General features: G+C 68.7%; 19 protein-coding genes. 9 read left to right on the top strand and 10 right to left on the bottom strand.

Annotation, left to right across the window (positions count from 1 at the left end; all coding sequences use genetic code 11):
* Nucleotides 1-9 precede the first annotated feature (9 nt).
* The 5 genes from TFC3_RS28220 to TFC3_RS28200 all read left to right on the top strand — a co-directional run bounded on the left by TFC3_RS28220 (nt 10) and on the right by TFC3_RS28200 (nt 5,527).
* Entirely contained in the window at nt 10-729 is a 720-nt protein-coding gene (locus tag TFC3_RS28220) for an SGNH/GDSL hydrolase family protein (protein WP_067508165.1), read from the top strand.
* Nucleotides 726-2,387, top strand: coding sequence for a glycosyltransferase family 39 protein (locus TFC3_RS28215; RefSeq protein WP_067508163.1), 1,662 nt, complete (start codon nt 726-728; stop codon nt 2,385-2,387). Before TFC3_RS28220 ends, TFC3_RS28215 begins: the two co-directional genes overlap by 4 nt.
* Entirely contained in the window at nt 2,384-3,775 is a 1,392-nt protein-coding gene (locus tag TFC3_RS28210; RefSeq protein ID WP_161952689.1) for an oligosaccharide flippase family protein, read from the top strand. Before TFC3_RS28215 ends, TFC3_RS28210 begins: the two co-directional genes overlap by 4 nt.
* Before the next feature lie 141 nt (nt 3,776-3,916).
* Nucleotides 3,917-4,336 (top strand): YciI family protein, encoded by a 420-nt coding sequence (locus TFC3_RS28205; RefSeq protein WP_067508159.1) that lies wholly within the window; start codon nt 3,917-3,919, stop codon nt 4,334-4,336.
* Nucleotides 4,337-4,408: 72 nt separating this feature from the next.
* Complete coding sequence (locus TFC3_RS28200) at nt 4,409-5,527, top strand: glycosyltransferase family 1 protein (RefSeq protein ID WP_067508157.1); 1,119 nt, start codon at nt 4,409-4,411, stop codon at nt 5,525-5,527.
* Here TFC3_RS28200 and TFC3_RS28195 read toward each other — a convergent pair.
* On the bottom strand, nt 5,500-6,675 hold the full coding sequence (locus tag TFC3_RS28195; RefSeq protein WP_067508155.1) for a beta-galactosidase: 1,176 nt from the start codon (nt 6,673-6,675) through the stop codon (nt 5,500-5,502). The two genes, TFC3_RS28200 and TFC3_RS28195, sit on opposite strands and share 28 nt — an antisense overlap.
* Nucleotides 6,676-6,813: 138 nt before the next feature.
* Between TFC3_RS28195 and TFC3_RS36335 the strand changes: the two genes are divergently transcribed.
* A complete protein-coding gene (locus TFC3_RS36335; RefSeq protein WP_082772566.1) occupies nt 6,814-7,950 on the top strand; it encodes an EAL domain-containing protein in 1,137 nt (378 codons plus the stop codon).
* Between the two features lie 5 nt (nt 7,951-7,955).
* Here the strand turns inward: TFC3_RS36335 and TFC3_RS36330 are convergent, their stop codons facing one another.
* Both TFC3_RS36330 and TFC3_RS38255 read right to left on the bottom strand, forming a co-directional pair.
* Complete coding sequence (locus tag TFC3_RS36330; protein ID WP_236718494.1) at nt 7,956-8,666, bottom strand: G5 domain-containing protein; 711 nt, start codon at nt 8,664-8,666, stop codon at nt 7,956-7,958.
* A gap of 64 nt (nt 8,667-8,730) precedes the next feature.
* The gene (locus TFC3_RS38255) at nt 8,731-8,874 is read right to left on the bottom strand and encodes a hypothetical protein (RefSeq protein ID WP_161952688.1); all 144 of its coding nucleotides are present in this window, start codon (nt 8,872-8,874) and stop codon (nt 8,731-8,733) included.
* 142 nt (nt 8,875-9,016) lie between these two features.
* On the opposite strand from TFC3_RS38255, the gene TFC3_RS28180 reads away from it, so the two are divergent.
* On the top strand, nt 9,017-9,277 hold the full coding sequence (locus TFC3_RS28180) for an SDR family oxidoreductase (protein WP_067508153.1): 261 nt from the start codon (nt 9,017-9,019) through the stop codon (nt 9,275-9,277).
* On the opposite strand, the gene TFC3_RS28175 is transcribed toward TFC3_RS28180, so the two are convergent.
* Nucleotides 9,246-10,043 (bottom strand): class I SAM-dependent methyltransferase, encoded by a 798-nt coding sequence (locus tag TFC3_RS28175; RefSeq protein WP_067508151.1) that lies wholly within the window; start codon nt 10,041-10,043, stop codon nt 9,246-9,248. The two genes, TFC3_RS28180 and TFC3_RS28175, sit on opposite strands and share 32 nt — an antisense overlap.
* A gap of 102 nt (nt 10,044-10,145) precedes the next feature.
* On the opposite strand from TFC3_RS28175, the gene TFC3_RS28170 reads away from it, so the two are divergent.
* A complete protein-coding gene (locus TFC3_RS28170; protein ID WP_067509765.1) occupies nt 10,146-10,523 on the top strand; it encodes a VOC family protein in 378 nt (125 codons plus the stop codon).
* A gap of 933 nt (nt 10,524-11,456) precedes the next feature.
* Here the strand turns inward: TFC3_RS28170 and TFC3_RS28165 are convergent.
* From TFC3_RS28165 to TFC3_RS28150, 4 genes are all read right to left on the bottom strand, one after another.
* Nucleotides 11,457-12,878, bottom strand: a complete 1,422-nt coding sequence (locus TFC3_RS28165) for a sugar porter family MFS transporter (RefSeq protein ID WP_082772563.1) — start codon at nt 12,876-12,878, stop codon at nt 11,457-11,459.
* A gap of 47 nt (nt 12,879-12,925) precedes the next feature.
* Nucleotides 12,926-13,990, bottom strand: a complete 1,065-nt coding sequence (locus TFC3_RS28160) for a low specificity L-threonine aldolase (protein ID WP_067508148.1) — start codon at nt 13,988-13,990, stop codon at nt 12,926-12,928.
* Nucleotides 13,991-14,002: 12 nt separating this feature from the next.
* A complete protein-coding gene (locus tag TFC3_RS28155; RefSeq protein WP_067508146.1) occupies nt 14,003-15,052 on the bottom strand; it encodes a MerR family DNA-binding transcriptional regulator in 1,050 nt (349 codons plus the stop codon).
* A 193-nt stretch (nt 15,053-15,245) separates the two neighbouring features.
* The gene (locus TFC3_RS28150; RefSeq protein WP_067508144.1) at nt 15,246-15,839 is read right to left on the bottom strand and encodes a LysE/ArgO family amino acid transporter; all 594 of its coding nucleotides are present in this window, start codon (nt 15,837-15,839) and stop codon (nt 15,246-15,248) included.
* A 68-nt stretch (nt 15,840-15,907) separates the two neighbouring features.
* On the opposite strand from TFC3_RS28150, the gene TFC3_RS28145 reads away from it, so the two are divergent.
* Nucleotides 15,908-16,750: a LysR family transcriptional regulator ArgP gene (locus tag TFC3_RS28145; RefSeq protein WP_067508142.1), complete on the top strand. Its 843-nt coding sequence runs from the start codon at nt 15,908-15,910 to the stop codon at nt 16,748-16,750.
* A gap of 63 nt (nt 16,751-16,813) precedes the next feature.
* Here the strand turns inward: TFC3_RS28145 and TFC3_RS28140 are convergent, their stop codons facing one another.
* Both TFC3_RS28140 and TFC3_RS28135 read right to left on the bottom strand, forming a co-directional pair.
* Nucleotides 16,814-17,359: a TIGR00730 family Rossman fold protein gene (locus TFC3_RS28140; RefSeq protein ID WP_067508140.1), complete on the bottom strand. Its 546-nt coding sequence runs from the start codon at nt 17,357-17,359 to the stop codon at nt 16,814-16,816.
* Between the two features lies 1 nt (nt 17,360).
* On the bottom strand, nt 17,361-18,140 hold the full coding sequence (locus TFC3_RS28135; RefSeq protein WP_067509763.1) for a TIGR00730 family Rossman fold protein: 780 nt from the start codon (nt 18,138-18,140) through the stop codon (nt 17,361-17,363).
* Nucleotides 18,141-18,185: the final 45 nt, after the last annotated feature.

Raw genomic sequence — 18,185 nt, 5'->3', positions numbered from 1 at the left:
GACTTTGCGATGAGACTGGCCATCCTGGGAGACAGCCACGCGGCGGGACTGGGCGTGCACGGCCGCTCCTATGCCGTGCGCTTGGCCGAGCAGCTCGGCGCCGAGGTGCTGCAGCTTGCCCGCACCACGCAGACCGTCGACGAGATCGGCGAGGACGAACTGCAGCAACTGCGCGCCTTCGCCCCGACCCTGGTGCTGGTGTCGTTCGGTGCCGCCGAGGCGTTCGTGCACCCCAGCCGCATGCTGCAACGCATCCTCGACCGCTGCGCCCCGAAGAGCTGGCGCGGTGTGGCAGGCCTGGAACCACGACCCTACTTCTCCCGTACGACCACCCGTCGCCTGCGCCAGAAACTCACCTCGGCCACCAAGGTCGTGCTCAAGCGCTCGATCATCAAGGTCACCGGCGGCTTCCAACGGCTGCCCGCCGGCCCGTATGAGGATCACCTGCGCGCCCTGCTCGACTCGCTGGAACCGGCCGTACCCAAGATCCTGATCGGGTTGTGGGCGGTTGACGAGCACGCCTTCCCGCGCTCCAACCCCGGGCTGGTGGCCAACGACGAGGTCCTGCGCAAGCTGGCCGCCGAGCGCGCCGACTGCGTGTACGTACCCACCCGCGACGCCGTGACCAGGTGGGACGACTACCTGGCCGACCGCGCGCACCTCAACGACCGAGGCCACGACCGCATCGCCGGGCTGCTGAGCGACGCCGTGCTGGTGGAGGTCCCGTGACCCTTGCCGTCCGGACGCCACCGGCAGTCGCCCGCACCTCGCCGTCGAAGAAGGACTGGGTCATCTACGCCGCGGCGCTGGCCGTCGCGGCAGTCGCCTACCTGGTCAACCTGCGCGGGGCCCTGGACTTCGACCTCGACGAGGTCATGTACACCATCGCCGGGCAGAACGTGGCCGGGGCGGGCTCGGTGTCCTGGGGCATCGAGCCGACAGCGGTCCACCCGCCCGGGCACTTCCTGCTGCTCGGCGGCTGGATGCTGATCACCGGCACCGCGCACGCCGACACCATCGACGCGCTGATGAGCGTGCGTTACCTGGGAGCGCTGTTCAGCGTGCTGACCGTGGCGCTGGCCGGACTGCTGGCCCGGCGCTACACCCGCAACGGGTGGCTGGTCGGTGCGGTCATGGTGATCGTGGCGTTCGACGGGTTCCTGCTGCGCTTCGGCCGGACCGGGCTGATCGAGGCGACCGCGGTGTTCGCCGGGCTGCTGGTGGTGTACCTCGCGGTGCGGCTGCGCCACGCGGCCAGCCCGATCTACCTCGGCGTGGTCGGCATCGCCTCCGGCATCGCGCTGCTGATCAAGGAGCCGCTGCTGTTCACCATCGGGGTGCCGCTGCTGGCCGCGGTGCTCGAACGCGATTGGACGTACTTCCGGCGCGCCACCGCGGCAGCCGGGATCGGCGGGCTGATCTGGGGGGCGTTCCCGCTGTGGGCGGTGCTGGGCGGCGCGGGCCGGTGGTGGTGGTCCGAGCACGACACCAGCCTCAACCGCCTGGCCGGGTTCCTGCAGGTCAGCGGGCTCAACCGGACGGGGGTGCCGGCGAGCGGGGTGTTCACCGACACGCTGCGGACGTACGCCGGCGGTTATCTGATCTTTGGCATTGGCGCCGTTGGCCTGCTGGTGCTGATCTTTCGCGGGGGACTGTTCCACAAGCGGCGGCTGAGCACCCGGGACGCCTCGCTGGTCGCGTTCGGCGTGCTCAGCTACGGGTTCCTGGCCTACTGCGTGCTGCTCGGGCAGGCCAACGAGCAACTGAGCGTGTACTCGGTCTGCCCGGCGGTGTTGCTCTGCGTGCTCGCCTGGGGTCCGGCACCTCGCCTGACCGGGATCATCTGCGCGGTCACGGCGATCGTCGGCGTCGCGCTGTGGGGTCTCAACATCGCTGCGGTGCGTGACGACGGCACCGAACGGATGGGCACGTTCCTGGCCACGAACTACAGCTGCGTGCCGGTCAACGCCACCGGGAACGCGCTGCGCTGGGCCCCGGCGCTGACCCGCAACCACGTCGAATCCTTCACCGACGGTGGTGCCGCCCTGCGTGCCGGCATCCGGCTTTTCCTGCTCTCACCCAAGGACAGCAGGATGCTGTACGGCAACAGCTCGCCCACCCTCGACCACTTCGTCCGCTCCTACGGCACCCCGCTGCGGTCCTTCCCCAGCCGCCGGTACGAGCGCCTCGAACTGTGGTCGGTACCCACCGCCATCCCCGCATCCCGCGACTGCGGCAACACGCGCCCACCGGTGTCCACCCAGGCCTCCGCGGCCCGTTTCCTGATGCTGGCCGGTGCACTGATCGGCCTGGTCGCGCTGGTGATGTACACGTGGCACGCGGTCGCCCGGCGCCGCGAATGGGCCCGGGAATGGGCCGCGCGATGACCTCGGCCGAACTCCTGGAAGCCCCGGCCGCACCTGCTGCCGCGCGTGCCGGTGGGGCCGGTTGGCTGATGCTGGCCACCACCGGCTCCGGCGTCATCAACTACGGCTACGCGCTGATCCTGACCCATGGCCTGCCGCCCGCGCAGTACACCGCCTTCGCCGCCGGTCAGGCGCTGCTCATGGTCCGCGCCGCCATCTCCGGCGCGGGTATTCCGTGGATCCTGGCCCGCGAGATCGGCCGTGCCCCCGGCGACCACGAACGCCACGCCGTTGCCACCACCTTCGCGTTCTGGGCCAACCTCGCGCTCGGCGTGCTGCTCACGCTCGCCGTCGCCGGTGGGGTGCTCATCTTCGGCACCCTGCAGGACGCCGCAGTGGTGGCCACCGCGTCGCTGATCATGTCCGTCGGCTCCACCGGCACCGGCTTCCTGCAGGGCATCGGCCGGATGGAAGCGATCGCAGTGCTGTTCACCCTTGAAGCGATCGTCAAAGCCGGAGTGGGCGCGGGCCTGGTGTTCTGCACCGGGCTCGGGGCGGCCGGCGCGCTCGCCGGGTTCGTGGCCGGCAGCCTGGTCCTGCTGCTACCCCTGCCGCGCTACCGCCACCTGCTGCGCCGCCCGTCCTGGCGTCCGGCCGAGGCGGCTCTGCTGCGCGCGGCGATCCGCCAGACCAAGTTGCAGGCCGGCGTGGCGATCACTGCCGCCGGGGACACGGTGCTGGTGGGCGTGCTCGGATTGGGGGCGGTTGGCGGCGGGCCGTACCAGGCGGCTTCGGCGCTGGGCCGGGTGCCGCTGTTCGCCTCCAACGCGGTGGCAACTGCGGCGTTCCCCCAGATCAGTCGCGATGGCTCGGCTGCTCGCAAGGCTGCGGCGCTGCGGTCGTACCTGCTGGTCGGGATCTTCATGACGGCGGTGATGACCACCCTGCCGGACACCATCCGCACGCTGCTGTTCCCCGAGACGTTCTCGTCGGTCGGGCGCTGGCTGCCCTGCGCCGCGGTGCTCGGCCTGGCAATTGGCCTGCTCAACCTGTGCGTGTCGTTCCTGCAGGCCGACGACCGGCACGGCGCGGGCGGCTGTCTGCTCGTGCTGACGGCCGGCTACCTCGCGGTGGTCGCGCTCAGCGGCACGATCTTCGGGGTGGCCGGTCTCGCGGTGGGTTCAGCAACTGCCGCCCTGCTGGCCGTGGCGGCGCTGGCCATTCTCCCCCCGGTACGTCCAGGGTGGCGCCACCTGCCCCTGCGCGACCTGGCCGCCGTCGTGGCGGTGGCTCTCCTGCTCGCAGTGGTCGGCAACGTTGTGCTCTGGCTGGCGATCGTGGCGGTGGCGGGGGTTGCGGTGCTGGTGGCGGGCTTCCCGGAGTTCGCGCCCCGCTTCGGCAGACGCTGACCGGGCGCTGCGTCGGGTGGGTCGAGTGGACTGTGGCGCGGGTCACCCCGGATGCTGTGTCGATCTGGGGGAGGGCCGTTCGACCTCGGGGGGAGAACGGGCCGGGAGCCGGTCCGGACGGTGTGAGGGAGTGGTACTGCGATGGCCAAGTACATGCTGATCCTGCGGGGAACCGACGAGTCGATGGCAAAGATGATGTCGACGCCGTTCGAGGAGATGCTCGAGACGGTCGGGCGGTTCAACGATGAGCTGATCCAGGCCGGGGTGCTGCTGGCCGCCGAGGGCCTGGACGACCCGGGTCAGGGCGTGGTGGTCGACTACGGGTCCGAGGCGCCGGTGGTGACCGACGGGCCGTACGGGGAGACCAAGGAGCTGTTCGGCGGGTTCTACCTGATCGACGTGGCGTCCAAGGAAGAGGCAGTGGAGTGGGCCAAGCGGATCCCGGCGATCAGCGGGTCGAAGTGTGAGATCCGGCGGGTGCCCGGGATCGACGAGTTCCCGCAGGACAACGAGTGGGTGGTCCGGGAGCGGGCCTGGCGCGAGCGCACGGGTCAGCTCTGACAAGCGGCGCGACCGGGTGAAGCGGGCGGTGAAGCTGCCGCCCGCCCGTCCGGCACCGGCGATGATGCGGGCATGGCGATCCGCATCGGCGTTGACGGGCGTGTGCTCACCGACCGCTACCACGGGATCGGGCGGGTTGCGTTCTCGTTGCTGCGGGAGATGGCGCTGATTCCCGGCGTGGAACTCGTGATCTTCGCCGGCGACCAGGGTTCGCGGCGCTTCGACCTGGCCACGATCCCGGCCGAGATCGTGCCGGTGGGGATGGCGGCGGTGGATGTGCGCCAGCTGTGGCGATTGCGGCCGGTGCTGCGCCGCTCGGGCGTCGACGTGATGTTCTTTCCGTACCACCTCGGTGCCTCGCCGGTGCCGGGGAAGCCGGGCGTGGCCCTGGTGCACGACTGCATCCTGGAGACCGATCCACGGTTCGTGCCGTCGCGCGCGGTCGGGTGGGCGTACCGGATCATGACCGCGCTGGTGGCCCGGCGGGTGACGGTGGCGACGGTCAGCGCGGCCTCGGCGCGCGAGGTCGAACGCTTCTACGGGCGGCGGGTCAGCCCCGATCTGGTGATCCCCAACGGGGTGGAGCCGTTCCCCGGTGGCGTCGAGCTGTCCCGGCTGGGCGAGCTGGGGATCGAGCCGGGTTATGTGCTGCACGTGGGAGCGCAGCGACCCCACAAGAACGTGAAAGTGCTGGTCGAGGCGATCGCGGCGGTGCCGGGGGCGCGGCTGGTGCTGGTGGGCTCGGCCGACGAGCGGTTCCAGGACGAGATCGGACCGGCGATTCAGCGGTACGGCGTGAGCGATCGGGTGACCCGGCTGCCGTTCGTGCCCGAGGATCTGCTGGGAACCGTGTACGCGGGGGCGGCGCTGGTGGCGTACCCGTCGCTGGTGGAGGGTTTTGGTCTGCCCATGCTCGAAGCCATGCTCGCGGGGACGCCGGTGCTGGCCAGCGATGTGCCGGTGCTGCGCGAAGTCGGCGGGCAGGCCGCGCTGTATCTCGCCCCGACCTGCGCGCAGGCGTGGACGGCAGCCATCGAACGGCTCGGGACCGACGATGACCTCCGGAACAGCCTGGTGGCTGCCGGTGCCGTCCACGCCTCGCGGTTCACGTGGAGTGCTGCTGCTGCGCGGCTGGTGGCCGCCTGTTACTCGGTATCGGGAACTCAGCGGCGGGTGCTGACCGACAGGTAGCGGGCGTTGCCGATGATGTCGGTGGCGCCGAGGCGCACGATGTACAGCGCGGCGAGGTTGTTCTCCTGCGCCTGGTTCATCACGGTCGGCAACTGGCTGGGCAGGCACACGTGGCTGGTCTCGGCCATCGCACGCAGGCCCTTCGCCTTGGCCAGGGTGGCCAGGTCGGTGACGGTGTCGAAGTTCTCCGCCCAGGTGCCGTAGACCACAACGTTGCGGTCCTTGAGCGCGTTGACCTGGCGCGCGTGGTCGTACCCCCGCTGCACCTCGCCGTTGATCTCCGGGCTTGACGTGCCGCTCAGGTTCGTGGCGGTGGCGGTCTCGAAGTCGCCGGCGCGCATGCCGTAGGACGGGTACAGCACCGCGGCCGTCCCCTTGTAGCCGGCCGACCGCAGCGAGGCGACCTGCCAGTTCTGGTACGACGCGAGCGAGTTGAGGTAGAACTTCAGGAACTTGGCGGCCTGGCCCTTGGTGCTGGGCATGCCGGGCTTCCAGTTCGGGGTGGGGCTGAGCTTCCTGGCGTTGATGTCGAAGGCGTAGTACAGGTTGCGCAGCTTGCCGGTGGCTGGGTCGAGCTTGAACGGGTACGTCAGCTCACCCCAGTGACCGCCGCCCACGCGCACGATCGAGAAGTCACCGCCGACCTTCGCGAAGACCTTCTTCAGATAGCGGGTGGCCAGGATGCGGTACTGCGTGCCGAAGATCAGGTTGGGCTCGCTGGAGTCGGTGTAGGCCTGACCGTACTGGTCGACGTAGCGGGCACCGGGCAGCTTGAGCAGCCATGCGGGCGCCTCGTGCACCCCGGTGTTGAAGGAGATCGTGTAGCCCAGCGCCTTCAACCGCGAGATGCGCTCGGCAATGCTGGTCAGGTACGCCTCGTTGTACTGCCCGCGCACCGGCTCGGCCTGCGCCCACGCCATCTCAACGAGCACGTCGGTCGCTCCGCCGGCGCGGTGCAGGTCGCTCATGTCGGTGTCGGAGTAGTTGCCGATGATGCCCAGCGCCGGAGCGGCAGCGGTGCTCATCACGTCGGTCGCGTTCGTTCCGGCGGCGGTGGTGGCTGCACTGGCGGCCTCCGCGGGGGTGAACGAAAAGAGGGCGAAAGCGGCGGCGGCCGCTGCGGCGATCTTAGTCGAGATGAGCTTCACGAAGGGTTTGTCGGCGCGGGGCGGGCGGACAATCGGGCTCGCAACCGAGCCCTAACGCGTGGCACCTCTTTCGCTACGCTTTTTGGTCTGGGCGCTGGCTGTCTCAGGTCGGGGGCTTTGGTGCCGATAGCTGAGGCCATGGAATGGTCGGTGGTCGAGCGGTTGCTCGGGCTCGCCCGGGCGCACCTCGGGGCCGAGGTCGCCGTGCTGTCCGACATCAGCGACGGCCGGCAAGTCGTGCGTGCCATCGACGGCGATGCCCGGGGCTGGACGGTCGGCGCCGAACTCACCGACTCGTACTGCCTGCGCGTGCTTGAAGGCTCGCTGCAACCGGTGATCAACGACGCGCGCCGTGACGTCCGGACCCGGGATCTGCCGTTCACCGTGCGGACCGGGATCGGCTCGTACGTCGGGGTGCCCTGGCAAACCGCGGACGGCAGTCGTGCCGGGGTGCTGTGCTGCCTGAGCCACATCGCCGACCCGCGCCTGGGCGATGACTCGGCGCGCTTTCTCGCGATGCTGGCCGAACTGATCGGCGACCAGGTCACCAGCCCGGTACTGCGTGACGACGGGGAAGACGTCCGCGTGCTGCGCGAGGTGTTGCGGGACCGAGCGTTGCGGGTCGTCTTCCAGCCCGTGGTCAGGCTGTCCGACGACCACGTGGTCGGCTACGAATCGCTGGCCCGCTTCGACTTCAGCCCGTTCCCCACGCCCGCGCACGCCTTCGCCACCGCGGGCCGCTCGGGACTGGGCGCCGAACTGGAACTGCTGGCCGTGCAAAGAGCCTTCGAAGCCCTGCCGGAGATGCAGTACGACACCACGCTCGGCGTCAACCTGTCCGCCGAGGCACTGATGACCACCGCGGTGCAGGACGTGGTGCTCGCCCACGCCGGCGGCAACATCTGCGTGGAAGTCACCGAGCACACCCAGGTCGCCGACTACCCGGCGCTCAACCGGGTGACCGAACGGCTGCGCGAGGCCGGCGTGCTGATCGCGGTGGACGACGCCGGGGCCGGGTACGCCAGCCTCCGGCACATCCTGCAACTGCGCCCGGACATCATCAAGCTCGACATCAGCCTGGTCCGTGACATCGACGCCGACCCGGTCCGGACGGCGCTGGCCCGCTCGCTGGTGTCATTCGCTGGTGAGGTCGGGGCGCGGCTGGTGGCCGAGGGCATCGAGACGCGCGCCGAATACGAGAAGCTGCGCGGCATCGGGGTGGATTTCGGTCAGGGGTACTACCTGGCCAAGCCGGGGCTGCTGCCGGTTTCTTAGTCTTTCTACGTGTCGCAGGCGATGCCGTCTCCGTCGCGGTCCAGCTCGTAGGGGTCGCTGCCGGTCACGGTGATCGGGCCGTCCACGTAGGCCGGGCCGTTGCCGCTGCCGCCGGCACAGTCGACGTCGCTGGCGACCGGCACGCACGGGTCATAGCCCGGCGTGCAATTGCCGTCGCCGCCGTCCGGTTCTTCGTAGGTTCCCACGGCCACAACTTCGCTGACCGGCTTGCGGGTGACCTCGGAGCCGACCAGTTCGCGGCTCTGCTCGCGGCCGTCGACGAGCGTGACCTCGTACGTCAGCGTCTTCTCGCCCTTGATCCCGGTCGTGCGTTTCTCGCGTTCGCCCTTCGGCAGGGAGTCATCGTCGACTTGCCGCTTCTTGTAGGGGATCGCTTTCTTCTCGGTGATCGTGCGTTTCGTCATCACCGGTTCTTGGCTTGGGATTTTGTCGCTTGCTTGCGGGCTCGCGTTTCCTTCGCCCGCTGCCGGGATTGCTGCCAGGGCGGAGGCGAGCGGTGCTGCGGCCGGGGATTTCGTTCCGGTGGCCGCGTGGACATTGTCGACAGCGCTCAGCGTTCCCGCGGGTTTGTCATCGCCGGCCACCGCACCGATGACCCACAAGCCGCCGCAGCAGGGCAGAATGAGGGCGGCGGCGACGAGCCCTGCCCGGGGGCCGATGCCGAGCCGGTTCCACCACCGCATCCGATTCGTCACGGGCACAGTTTGATGGGTGATTATCCGGTACTGATCCACTGTTCGGCTCCATCGCATTCACCTCTCAGCGCCCCAGTCCGGACACGCCGACCGCAAGGACACCCAGGAGGCCGAGCAGCAGCAGGATGAGGACCGCGAGCTGGATCTTGTCGCGGCGGGTCAGGCGGCGGGGTTGGTTACCGCCCCAGTCGAATCGGTGATCGCGCACCTGGACAGTCTTCGCGAGACCGCCGCAGATGTGATCGCCGAAAGAAGCAAAAAGATTTAGCCTCTTTCTGAGCGACGTGCCGGGGTGGCTGCTCGTTGGTACTCACCGCACGCCTTCCCGGCGGCAGGGTTGGGGCGAGTCCATGCGCCGGCAACTCGCCGCGGAACTCGGGCGCTTCGGCATTCGCGTCATCACCTTGCGGACCAGCGGCGTACCGGAAGCCATTCCGCAGGATTTTGCCGGGCGTGCGGCCATCGAGGCGGACCTGGTCGGTCAGACGTTGCTGGGGCGCACGGCAACGCTGGAAGATGTGGGCAATGTGGCGGTGTTCGCGGCCTCCGACTGGGCGCGGACGCTGACCGGGGCCGCGATCAATATGTCCTGCGGAGCGTTCCTGGATTGATGGCCCCGGCCAGCTCCGGTTCGGCCGGCTCGCGGGTGGCCTCGACCAGGAACCGGTGGGCGGTGGCGGTGAAGTGGCCCTGCGTGTTGATGATGGCGTGCAGGCGGCGCAGGGCCCGGTCGTACTTCTCGACGCTGAAGTCGCGGATCTGCCACGGAACCGCGCGGAGCTGATAGATCACGGCGCCGATGTCGTGGAAGGTGAGGGGGATGCGCTCTTCTCGTACCTCTGTCACGCTCAAACCCGCTGTCCGCAGCGCTGCAGTCGCCGTCTCCGCCGTCCAAGCCCGCGGGTAGGGCGGCGGCGCGCCGAGCACCTCGTTGAGGTCGGCCAGGTCGTCGCTGCCCACCTGCTGGCTCAGCAGCGTGCCGCCCGGCTTGAGCAGGCGGGCCAGATCCTCGGCCGGCAGGCGGCCGTGGCGGCTGAGCACCACGTCGAACACGTCCTCGCCGCCGGGCAGCTCGGTGACCACCGAAACCCCGAACGGCGTCAACCGGTCCCGCGCCACCGGCACGTTCGGCGCCCAGCTTTCCACCGCCACCGTCAGCGGCGGCAGCGGGGCCAACTCGGCGAGCAGCTCACCGCCGCCGGTGTCCAAGTCGAGCAGACTGTACGCGCGGCGCAGCAGCGGGCGGGCGAGTTCGGGAAAGGCCCACGACGGGTACGAGCCCACCGCGCGCCCATCCAGCCAGGCGAATTCCCAGCCCGTGATCGATACGCCCACGGCCTCGGCCACAAGCTGCTCATACTGCCGTCCGGACTCCATGGACCGACCGTAGCCGCGCGTGTACCGCTACACCGGCCTTGTTGCCGGAGCAGTGCAAGCTTGTTGTCGGACGGTTACCTGATCTCTGGCAAGCTGGCCCGTATGGTCTCCCTTATTCGCAATGTAGCGTTTGATTGCCCCGATCCGTACGCTTTGGCGACCTTCTGGAGCAGCGTCATCGGAGCCCCGGTGCACGCGGACTGCGCCCCCGGCGACGACGATGCGGTCATCGAGCCGGACTCCGGCCCCCGGCTGTTCTTCCAGGCGGTGCCCGAGGCCAAAGTGGTGAAGAACCGGGTGCACGTGTGCCTGCAACCGCGCGGAGCCCAGCGCGATGCCGAGGTCACGCGCGTGGTGGGGCTGGGCGCGAGCGTGCTGGCCGACCACCGGGGAGCCGACGGAAGCGGGTGGGTGGTGCTGCAGGACCCGGCCGGCAACGAGTTCTGCCTGACCCGCTCGGACGAGGAAAGGTGTGGTTAACCCCATTCTCGAAGGACCTTCGGCGGACCACGCTATGACGCATGACTTCTCGCGTTCTGAGTTCGGTCCGTGACGTCGGCTATGGTGCCGCCTTGATTCCGATTACCGCTTCTTCACTGATCCGCCGGAGTTCCCCGCGCGGCGCCGTGGCTTTGGCTTATGTGGGGCTGAGTGTGCTGCTCGGGATTGCGGCGCTGGTTCCCTTGGGGTTGCTGCTGCTGTTCGTGCTGCGGGGGGTGTTGTACGGGTTCGTGGACCACGGGCCGTACGACCATTCGTGGGGTGGTCCCGGGCGGGCGGGAGCTTGGGCGATGCACTTCTTGGTGAGCTTGCCTATTGCGGCGGTTGCTGTTGGTGCGCTGGTGGGGATCGCTGCGGTTCATCGGGGGCTTACGGCTCAGTTGCGGGAGGGGCGGTTGCGGGGGCGGATGGTCTGGTGGGGCGGTTGCGGGGGGGGATGGTCTGGTGGGCCTTGGCGGTGCCGGTGCCTGCTGTTGCTTTCTTCTTTGTTTGGCTGCAGCAGATTTAGCTCTGCTGTTGTCGTGGCTGGGCTAATTCGTGTTCGTGGCTGAACTTGCTCAGGAGGATGGCGTAGGCGGCGCAGGCGGCGGTTGTGCGGGGGTTTCACCGGTTGCGCGATGATCCTGGAGCAGGCCACGGGCTACCGCTGGGGCGAGCGTAGCCAGGGCGCCGGGGGTGGGGTAGGCGCCGGATATCGAAGCCCTGCAGTCAATCCTGAGTAGCGGCGAACCATCGATCGTGGTGGCGCACTCCTGTGGCGCAGTGGTGGCAAGCGCCGCCGCTCTCCACGGCGACGTGCACCACCTTGGTGTACATCGACGCCGGCGAGTCCCTCACCACCCTGACCGGCTCCGACCCCGGCGCCCTACCCGACCGGGCCACGCCGCCTGAGCGGCAGCGGGTCCGGGTGGGTCAGGTTCGGGCGAAGTCGGCTGGTTTGAAGTTGCCTTCGTGTAGCTGGGTTTCGATTTGTTCGAGGCTGCGGCCGGTGAGCTCGGGCATGCGCCGCCAGACGAAGAGGAAGGCGGCGACGTTGAAGGCGGCGTACAGCCACATGGTGGGGCCGGGGCCGATGGCGTTGATGATGGTCAGCAGCGTGGTGGTGATGAGCAGGTTGGTGGTCCAGAGGGTGGCGGCTTGGACGCTGGTGCCAGCGGCGCGTACGGCCAAGGGGTAGATCTCGGAGCCGGTCAGCCAGCCCATCAGTTGCAGGCCGCCGGCGTTGAAGAACATGAAGACGATGAGGCAGGTGACGATGAACGGGGTGCTACCGCGGCCGCTGTGACCGGTGACGAACAGGGCGCCGAGCACGGCCAGGCTGAGCGCGGCCCCGGGCACCATGATCAGGGTCAGGCGGCGCCGGCCGACGCGGTCGACGATGCTCAGACCGACGATCATCATCACCAGGTAGGTCACGCCGAGCCCCACGCTGACCCGCAGCGCGGCGGACTCGGAGAAGCCGTTGTCGGTGAGGATCGTGGGGGCGTAGTAGATGATCATCTCGATGCCGCTGAGCTGGGTGAAGATCGCGATGCCGCAGCCGACCACCAGCGCGGGGCGTACCCAGGCCTGGCGCAGCCCGGACCACCCGCGGTTCTTGGCCTTGACCTCGCGCTCCTGCGTTTCCAGGTCGAGGATCTCGCCCAGCTCCCGGTCGAGGTGGGCGCTGTCCGAGCGCACGCGGCGCAACGCCTGCTCGGCCTCGTCGCGCCTGTTCTGCTTGACCAGCCAGCGCGGGCTCTCGGGTAGCCGCAGCATGAGCAGGAGCATGACGACGGCCGGCACCGCGGCGAGCCCGATCGAGACCCGCCAGGACAGGGCCTCACTGGCACCCACCAGCGTGGAGATCACGATGCCGACGCCGATGCCCACCTGGAAGGTCAGGACCAGCCGGCCGCGCTGTTTCGCCGGGGCGAGCTCGGCGACGTACATGGGCACGGTCTGGGTGGCGCCGCCGACCGCAAAACCGAGGACCACGCGACCGAGCGCGAGCAGTACCGCGGTCGGCGCCACGGAGGCCAGCACCGCACCGAGCGCGAAGACGCCCGAGATGAGCAGCACCGTTCGCCGCCGCCCCCAGCGCTCCGACAACCGGCTGGAGGCCAGCGCACCGATGACCGCGCCGAGCAGGATCGCCCCGGCGATGACCTGTTCCATGCCGCTGCCGGTGTCGAAGTCCCGCCGAATCTGCAGCAGCGCACCCGAGATGATGCCGGTGTCGTAGCCGTACAGCAGCGCCGAGACAGCCGACACTGCCGCCGCAGCCAGCATCAATCCGGTCAAGCGGGCCGGGTTCGTTCCTGACTTGCTCGATGCGCCATTCGCAACCGACATGCATGCCTCCCGGGGCTGGGGCGCACATCTACCCCATTCAGCATCACCTATGTGCAGAGCTTAGAGAGGATTTCGGCAATCGCCTCGGGTTTGTGGCGCAGGGTCGCGCTGCCGACGGTCAGCTCGGTGACCACGAAGCCGGGTTCGGCGGTGGGACTCGCGGTGGGCCAGAGCCAGAGGCCGGTCTGTTCGGCGAGGCGACGACTGGTGGCGCGGAAGGCGTCAGCGCTGGTGGCGAACAGCAGATGCATCATTGGGGTCTGCGGAGGATCCGGTAGCACGCGAACCTCGGGGACGGACTGCAGCGCCTCGGCGATGGCACGAGCGTGGCGCATGCGGGCGGGCATCTCCTCAAGCGTCACGTCGAGCCGGGCAAGCGCCGAGGAAGCCGCCGGCCACAGCGCGAACAGGGTGCCACCCAGGCGTGAGCGCCACTCGCGTACCTGGGCGATGTCTTGCTCGGGGCCGGCCACGCAGCAGCCCGGCAGCGCGCCGACTCCCTTGTAGAAGGACACGTAGACCGTGTCGAACAGCGCTGCGATCTCGGCGGTGGAACGTTCGTAGCCGGCGGTGGCTTCCCAGAGGCGGGCGCCGTCGAGGTGCACCGCCGCACCGCGGTCGCGGGCCCAGCCGGTCTGCGCGGCCAGGTCTTCCCATGACGGAAGCTGGCCACCCAGATCGCGCTGAGGCAGTTCAAGCACCAGGGCGGCGAGTGGCTCGGCTATCTTTTCGAGGTCGCTCAGCTCGAGGAGCCGGCTCAGGTCGCCGGTGGACCGGCCCACCAATTGGTGCAGCCGCTGATGCGCCTGCGACTCGTGCCGCTCGAGATGGCAGTAAGGATGCCAGGCGATGGTCCGGGTGCCCCGCCGATCGGCGTGCACTCGCAGCGTCGCGGCTTGAGCCATGGTCCCGCTGGGCAGGAACACCGCCGCCGGCTTGCCGAGCAGTGCCGCGATGCGTTCCTCGAGCTGCTTGACCACGCCGCCGTCGCCGTAGACATCCTGGCCGGCATCCGGATCTATCGTGGCCAGCAGGTCGCGTGAGCGTCCCAGCCCGTTGCCCAGGAACGTGTCGGTGCAAGCTGCTTTGAGAGCGCGAACCTCGTCATCCACGGCGTCAACCTTTCAGTGCTTGACAGGCATGAGCAGAGAGAACCTGTCGGTGCTGCGCATGGCCAGCGGCTTGATCGGACCGTCCAGCTCCAGCACCAGCTGGCACGGGCCGCCCGCATCGAGGGCCTGCAGCAGGAACTCCCGGTTGACCGCTACATGCGACGGCGAGTCGGTGGTCCATTCCGTCTCGTTCAGGGTGCGCAGGGTGCCGGTCGGATCCAAGGTCAAAATGGTGACCTCGAACGAGATCCCGTTGTATTCACGGCGCACCGGGGCCGCGGCGTACACCGCTGTGCGCAGGCTGGGCGCGTCGATGGAGATGCGCCGGGCCGGGTGCGAGTCGTTGCTGATCACGCGCCGGTGATCGGGGAAGTCAACGGTGAGTGGCGTGGCATCGAGGCGTCCGGCCGGCGTCGACACCGTGATGGCCTCCGGCGTGACGTCCAGCGCGACATCACCGGTGAGCAGGGGGCGGAGCGCGTCGGCGAACGGTAACGGCGCGACCACCCGTACCGGTGGGCCGGTCACTCGGGCCGGCGAACCCGCGACCGCAAGCCGGAAACGGTCGGTGGCCACCAGGGTTATGGTCTCCGGCTCGACTTCGAGCAGAATGCCGTTGATCATCGGCAGGGCGGGGTCGGTGGACGCGGCGAAGCGCACCGCATCCAGCGCGGTAACCAGGGCTTCGGCGGGCATGTTGATCTGAGTCACGGTGGTCTCCTCCAGGTGATGGCCGGCCGCCAGCAGACGGTGCAGCCGGGAGAGCTCACGCCGGGCCTCGGTCAGGCCGTCCTCCAGCCGCACCTGGTGCTCGTCGAGGATCTTGCGCACCGCGTCGGGGTCGGGCAGCTCGGCCACCGCCCGCCCGATGTCGGCGACCGGCATGCTCACCCGCCGCAGACCCGCGACCAGGCGCGCGGCCAGGATCTGGGTCTCCGCATAGAGGCGGTATCCGGTCGCCGGGTCGACGGCAGCGGGCACCAGCACACCGGCGCGGTCGTAATACCGCAGTGCGCTGATGCCCAGGCCACTCGCCCGGGAAATCTCGCCGATGGTCCGCATTTCGCTCCCCACAGCACGACACCCTGGAGCCTCGACAAGGTCGAGGGTCAAGCTGCAGTGTGGTCCATGTGAACCTCGTCATGGTGCGCAGAGCCCTGATCGGGTGGACCGGGGGTTCGCGGTCAGATCTGGAGAAGCGCCCCGAACGCCGATTGTTCCAGCGTGCGAGGCATGACGATTTCCCGCTGCGGCGCTAGACGATCAAGGCGATGCCGAGGGCGGCCATGACGATGGCAATCGCGGCGTCGAGGATGCGCCAGGCCAGCGGCTTGGACAGGACGGGAGCCAGGCGCCTGGCTCCCAGCCCGAGCACCGTGAACCAGACGATGCTGGCCAGCGCTGCTCCCGCGCCGAACAGCCATCGGTAGGAGTGCTGTTGTGCGACGGAACCCAGCAGCAGCACCGTGTCGAGATAGACGTGCGGGTTGAGATAGGTCAGCGCCAAGCAGGTGAGCAGCGTCGCGCGCAGCGTGGCTGGGCCGCGGTCGGTGGGAGCCAGGGCGGAGGGCTTGATTGCCCGTTTGGCGGCCAGGGCGGCGTACGAGATCAGGAAAACGGCCCCGGCCCACTTGATGACCGTGACGATTGCGGGGCGCGCGGCCACCAGAGCGCCGAGGCCGGCGATGCCTGCCGTGATCAGCAGGAGGTCGGACAGGGCGCAGGTCACGACGACGGGGATCACGTGCTCGCGGCGTAGTCCCTGGCGCAGCACGAAGGCGTTCTGCGCGCCGATGGCGACGATGAGGCCGAGAGACGCGGCGAAGCCGGCGAGGGTGGAGGCAAGCACTAGTCGACGGTAAGGGGCTGATCTGCTGTAATCCAGCTAAAGATTCTTCAGGACCTTTAGGAATTCTCATGGACTCGCAGCAGCTTGCCACCTTCGAGACGGTCATCACCGAGGGCAGCTTCGACGCGGCCGCGCGGGCCCTGCACATCACGCCCTCCGCGGTCAGCCAACGGATCAAGGCGTTGGAGCAGGCCGTAGGGCAGGTTCTGGTCCGGCGCACGAAGCCGGCCGAGCCGACAGAAGCAGGTCAAGCGTTGGTACGACTGGCCAGCCAGATCGCTCTGCTGTCGCGCGAAGCCCTCGACGCCGCGCGCGGAACGGCAACGGGCGGCCGGATCTCGCTGGTAGTCAACGCTGACTCGCTGCACACGTGGTTCCTGCCGGTCCTGACTGCGGTGCCGGGGGTCAGCTTCGACGTGCATCAGGACGACCAGGACTACACCGCCGACCTGCTGCGCGCCGGGACGGTGATGGCGGCGGTAACTGCTCAGCGGGTACCCGTGCAGGGGTGCAGGGTGGAGGAGCTTGGCTCGATGCGATACCTGGCTGCGGCTGCGCCCGGGGTGTTCGCCGACTATGCGACAACGCCGATGATTGTGCTGAACCGCAAGGATCGGCTGCAGCATCGCTTCCTGGCCGAGATGGCAGGGGCGACCCAGTCCGCGGTGGCGGGAGGGGGCGGGGACCCGCCGGTGCATTACATACCGGCTGCGGCGGCGTTTGTGGAGGCGATCAAGCTGGGGCTGGGCTGGGGGATGGTGCCTGAGCAGGTGCTGGGTGACCTGGCGGAGATCGCGCCGGGGCGGCACCTGGATGTGCCGCTGTATTGGCAGTGCTGGCGGATGGAGTCGGTGGGGTTGCAGGCGCTGACCGCGGCGGTGAAGGCGGCTGCGGCTACGGCGTTGCGGTAGAGGATTCCACTCCGGCACGTCGCCGCCGCGTTGAAGCGTTCTACGTGCCGGCGGCGGACATTGTCATCGCAGCGCCTCTTCGATGTGGTCGAGGGCCGCGTCTATGGAGGTGACTACGGCTACTTGGGCCAGTGCGGACGTACGGACGAAATGGGTTTGGGTTATGTCGTTCAGCCATTCCCACAGGCCGGTGTAGAAGCCCTCGGGATCGAGGATCACTATGGGCTTGCGGTGCAGGTCCAGGGTGGCTGTTGTCCAGACCTCGAACAATTCGTCGAGGGTGCCCAGGCCGCCGGGCAGGGTGATGAAAGCGTCGGAGCGCTCGATCATGATGTTTTTCCGGGCGCCCATATCGGAGGTCACCACCAGGTCGTCCGATGCTGTGTCCGCTACTTCCAGATCCACCAAAGATTGCGGAATGATGCCCAGGGTGTGCGCGCCGCCGGCTCGGGCGCCATCGGCTACTGCGCCCATCATGCCTACGCAGCCGCCGCCCGACACCAGCGAATGGCCGCGGGGACCTAGGGCTTTACCCAGCGCTGTTGCCAGGTCCAGGTGCTGGGCGCCGATGCGATTCGAGGAGGCGCAGAAAACGCAAATGGCGGCCACGTCAGTGGTTACCGTCCAGCTTGGCCAGCGCTTTGTCGGCCGCCACGATGTGGTGCACGGCCTCTTCGACGTCGTCGGTCAGCATGATCAGCTCCATGTCGTCCGGGCTCACCTTTCCATCGGTGAGCAGGCGCTGCTTGATCCAATCGAGCAGGCCACCCCAGTATTCGACGCCCATGAGGATCACCGGGAACCGGGTCACCTTGCGGGTCTGGACCAGCGTGATCGCCTCGAACAGTTCGTCGAGGGTGCCGAAGCCGCCCGGCAGCACCACAAAGGCCTGGGCATATTTGACGAACATGGTCTTGCGGACGAAGAAGTATCGGAAGTCGATGCCGATGTCGACCCAACGGTTGAGACCCTGCTCGAACGGGAGTTCGATGCCCAGCCCCACCGACATTCCGCCCGCGTCGGTGGCTCCCCGGTTCGCCGCTTCCATCACGCCCGGGCCGCCGCCTGTTATCACCGCATAGCCCGCCTCGGCCAGGGCCGCGCCCAATTGCTCGGCCATGACGCATTCCGGACTGTCAGGAGTGCTGCGAGCCGAGCCGAATACGCTCACCGCTGGCGGCAGGTCGGCCAGCGTGTCGAAGCCCTCCACGAATTCCGACAGGATGCGCAAAGCTCGCCAGGCATCCTTGGTCTTCCACTCGCCACGGTGGTGCGAGTCAAGCAGTTTCTCGTCCGCTGTGCTGGGCGGGATGGAATCCCGGCGCAGAGTGACGGCGCCGCGATGACGCTCCTGTGTTCTGGGATTGCGTCCATCGGGGCTGTCCGTCATGGCACCCACGGTAGTGCGGACGGTCGACGGTCGGTGAACTATCCG

Origin of the sequence: Actinoplanes sp. TFC3 (assembly GCF_001553785.1) — a bacterium.
Classification (GTDB): Bacteria; Actinomycetota; Actinomycetes; order Mycobacteriales; family Micromonosporaceae; genus Actinoplanes.
Note: the sequence above shows the minus strand (reverse complement) of the source record. Positions and strands in the feature narration are given on the sequence as shown.

Coding starts and splice junctions, on each gene's coding strand:
- TFC3_RS28220 (WP_067508165.1), top strand. CDS start 10: ATGAGACTGGCCATCCTGGGAGACAGCCACGCGGCGGGACTGGGCGTG.
- TFC3_RS28210 (WP_161952689.1), top strand. CDS start 2,384: ATGACCTCGGCCGAACTCCTGGAAGCCCCGGCCGCACCTGCTGCCGCG.
- TFC3_RS28205 (WP_067508159.1), top strand. CDS start 3,917: ATGGCCAAGTACATGCTGATCCTGCGGGGAACCGACGAGTCGATGGCA.
- TFC3_RS28200 (WP_067508157.1), top strand. CDS start 4,409: ATGGCGATCCGCATCGGCGTTGACGGGCGTGTGCTCACCGACCGCTAC.
- TFC3_RS36335 (WP_082772566.1), top strand. CDS start 6,814: ATGGAATGGTCGGTGGTCGAGCGGTTGCTCGGGCTCGCCCGGGCGCAC.
- TFC3_RS28180 (WP_067508153.1), top strand. CDS start 9,017: ATGCGCCGGCAACTCGCCGCGGAACTCGGGCGCTTCGGCATTCGCGTC.
- TFC3_RS28175 (WP_067508151.1), bottom strand. CDS start 10,043: ATGGAGTCCGGACGGCAGTATGAGCAGCTTGTGGCCGAGGCCGTGGGC.
- TFC3_RS28170 (WP_067509765.1), top strand. CDS start 10,146: ATGGTCTCCCTTATTCGCAATGTAGCGTTTGATTGCCCCGATCCGTAC.
- TFC3_RS28165 (WP_082772563.1), bottom strand. CDS start 12,878: ATGTCGGTTGCGAATGGCGCATCGAGCAAGTCAGGAACGAACCCGGCC.
- TFC3_RS28155 (WP_067508146.1), bottom strand. CDS start 15,052: ATGCGGACCATCGGCGAGATTTCCCGGGCGAGTGGCCTGGGCATCAGC.
- TFC3_RS28145 (WP_067508142.1), top strand. CDS start 15,908: ATGGACTCGCAGCAGCTTGCCACCTTCGAGACGGTCATCACCGAGGGC.
- TFC3_RS28135 (WP_067509763.1), bottom strand. CDS start 18,140: ATGACGGACAGCCCCGATGGACGCAATCCCAGAACACAGGAGCGTCAT.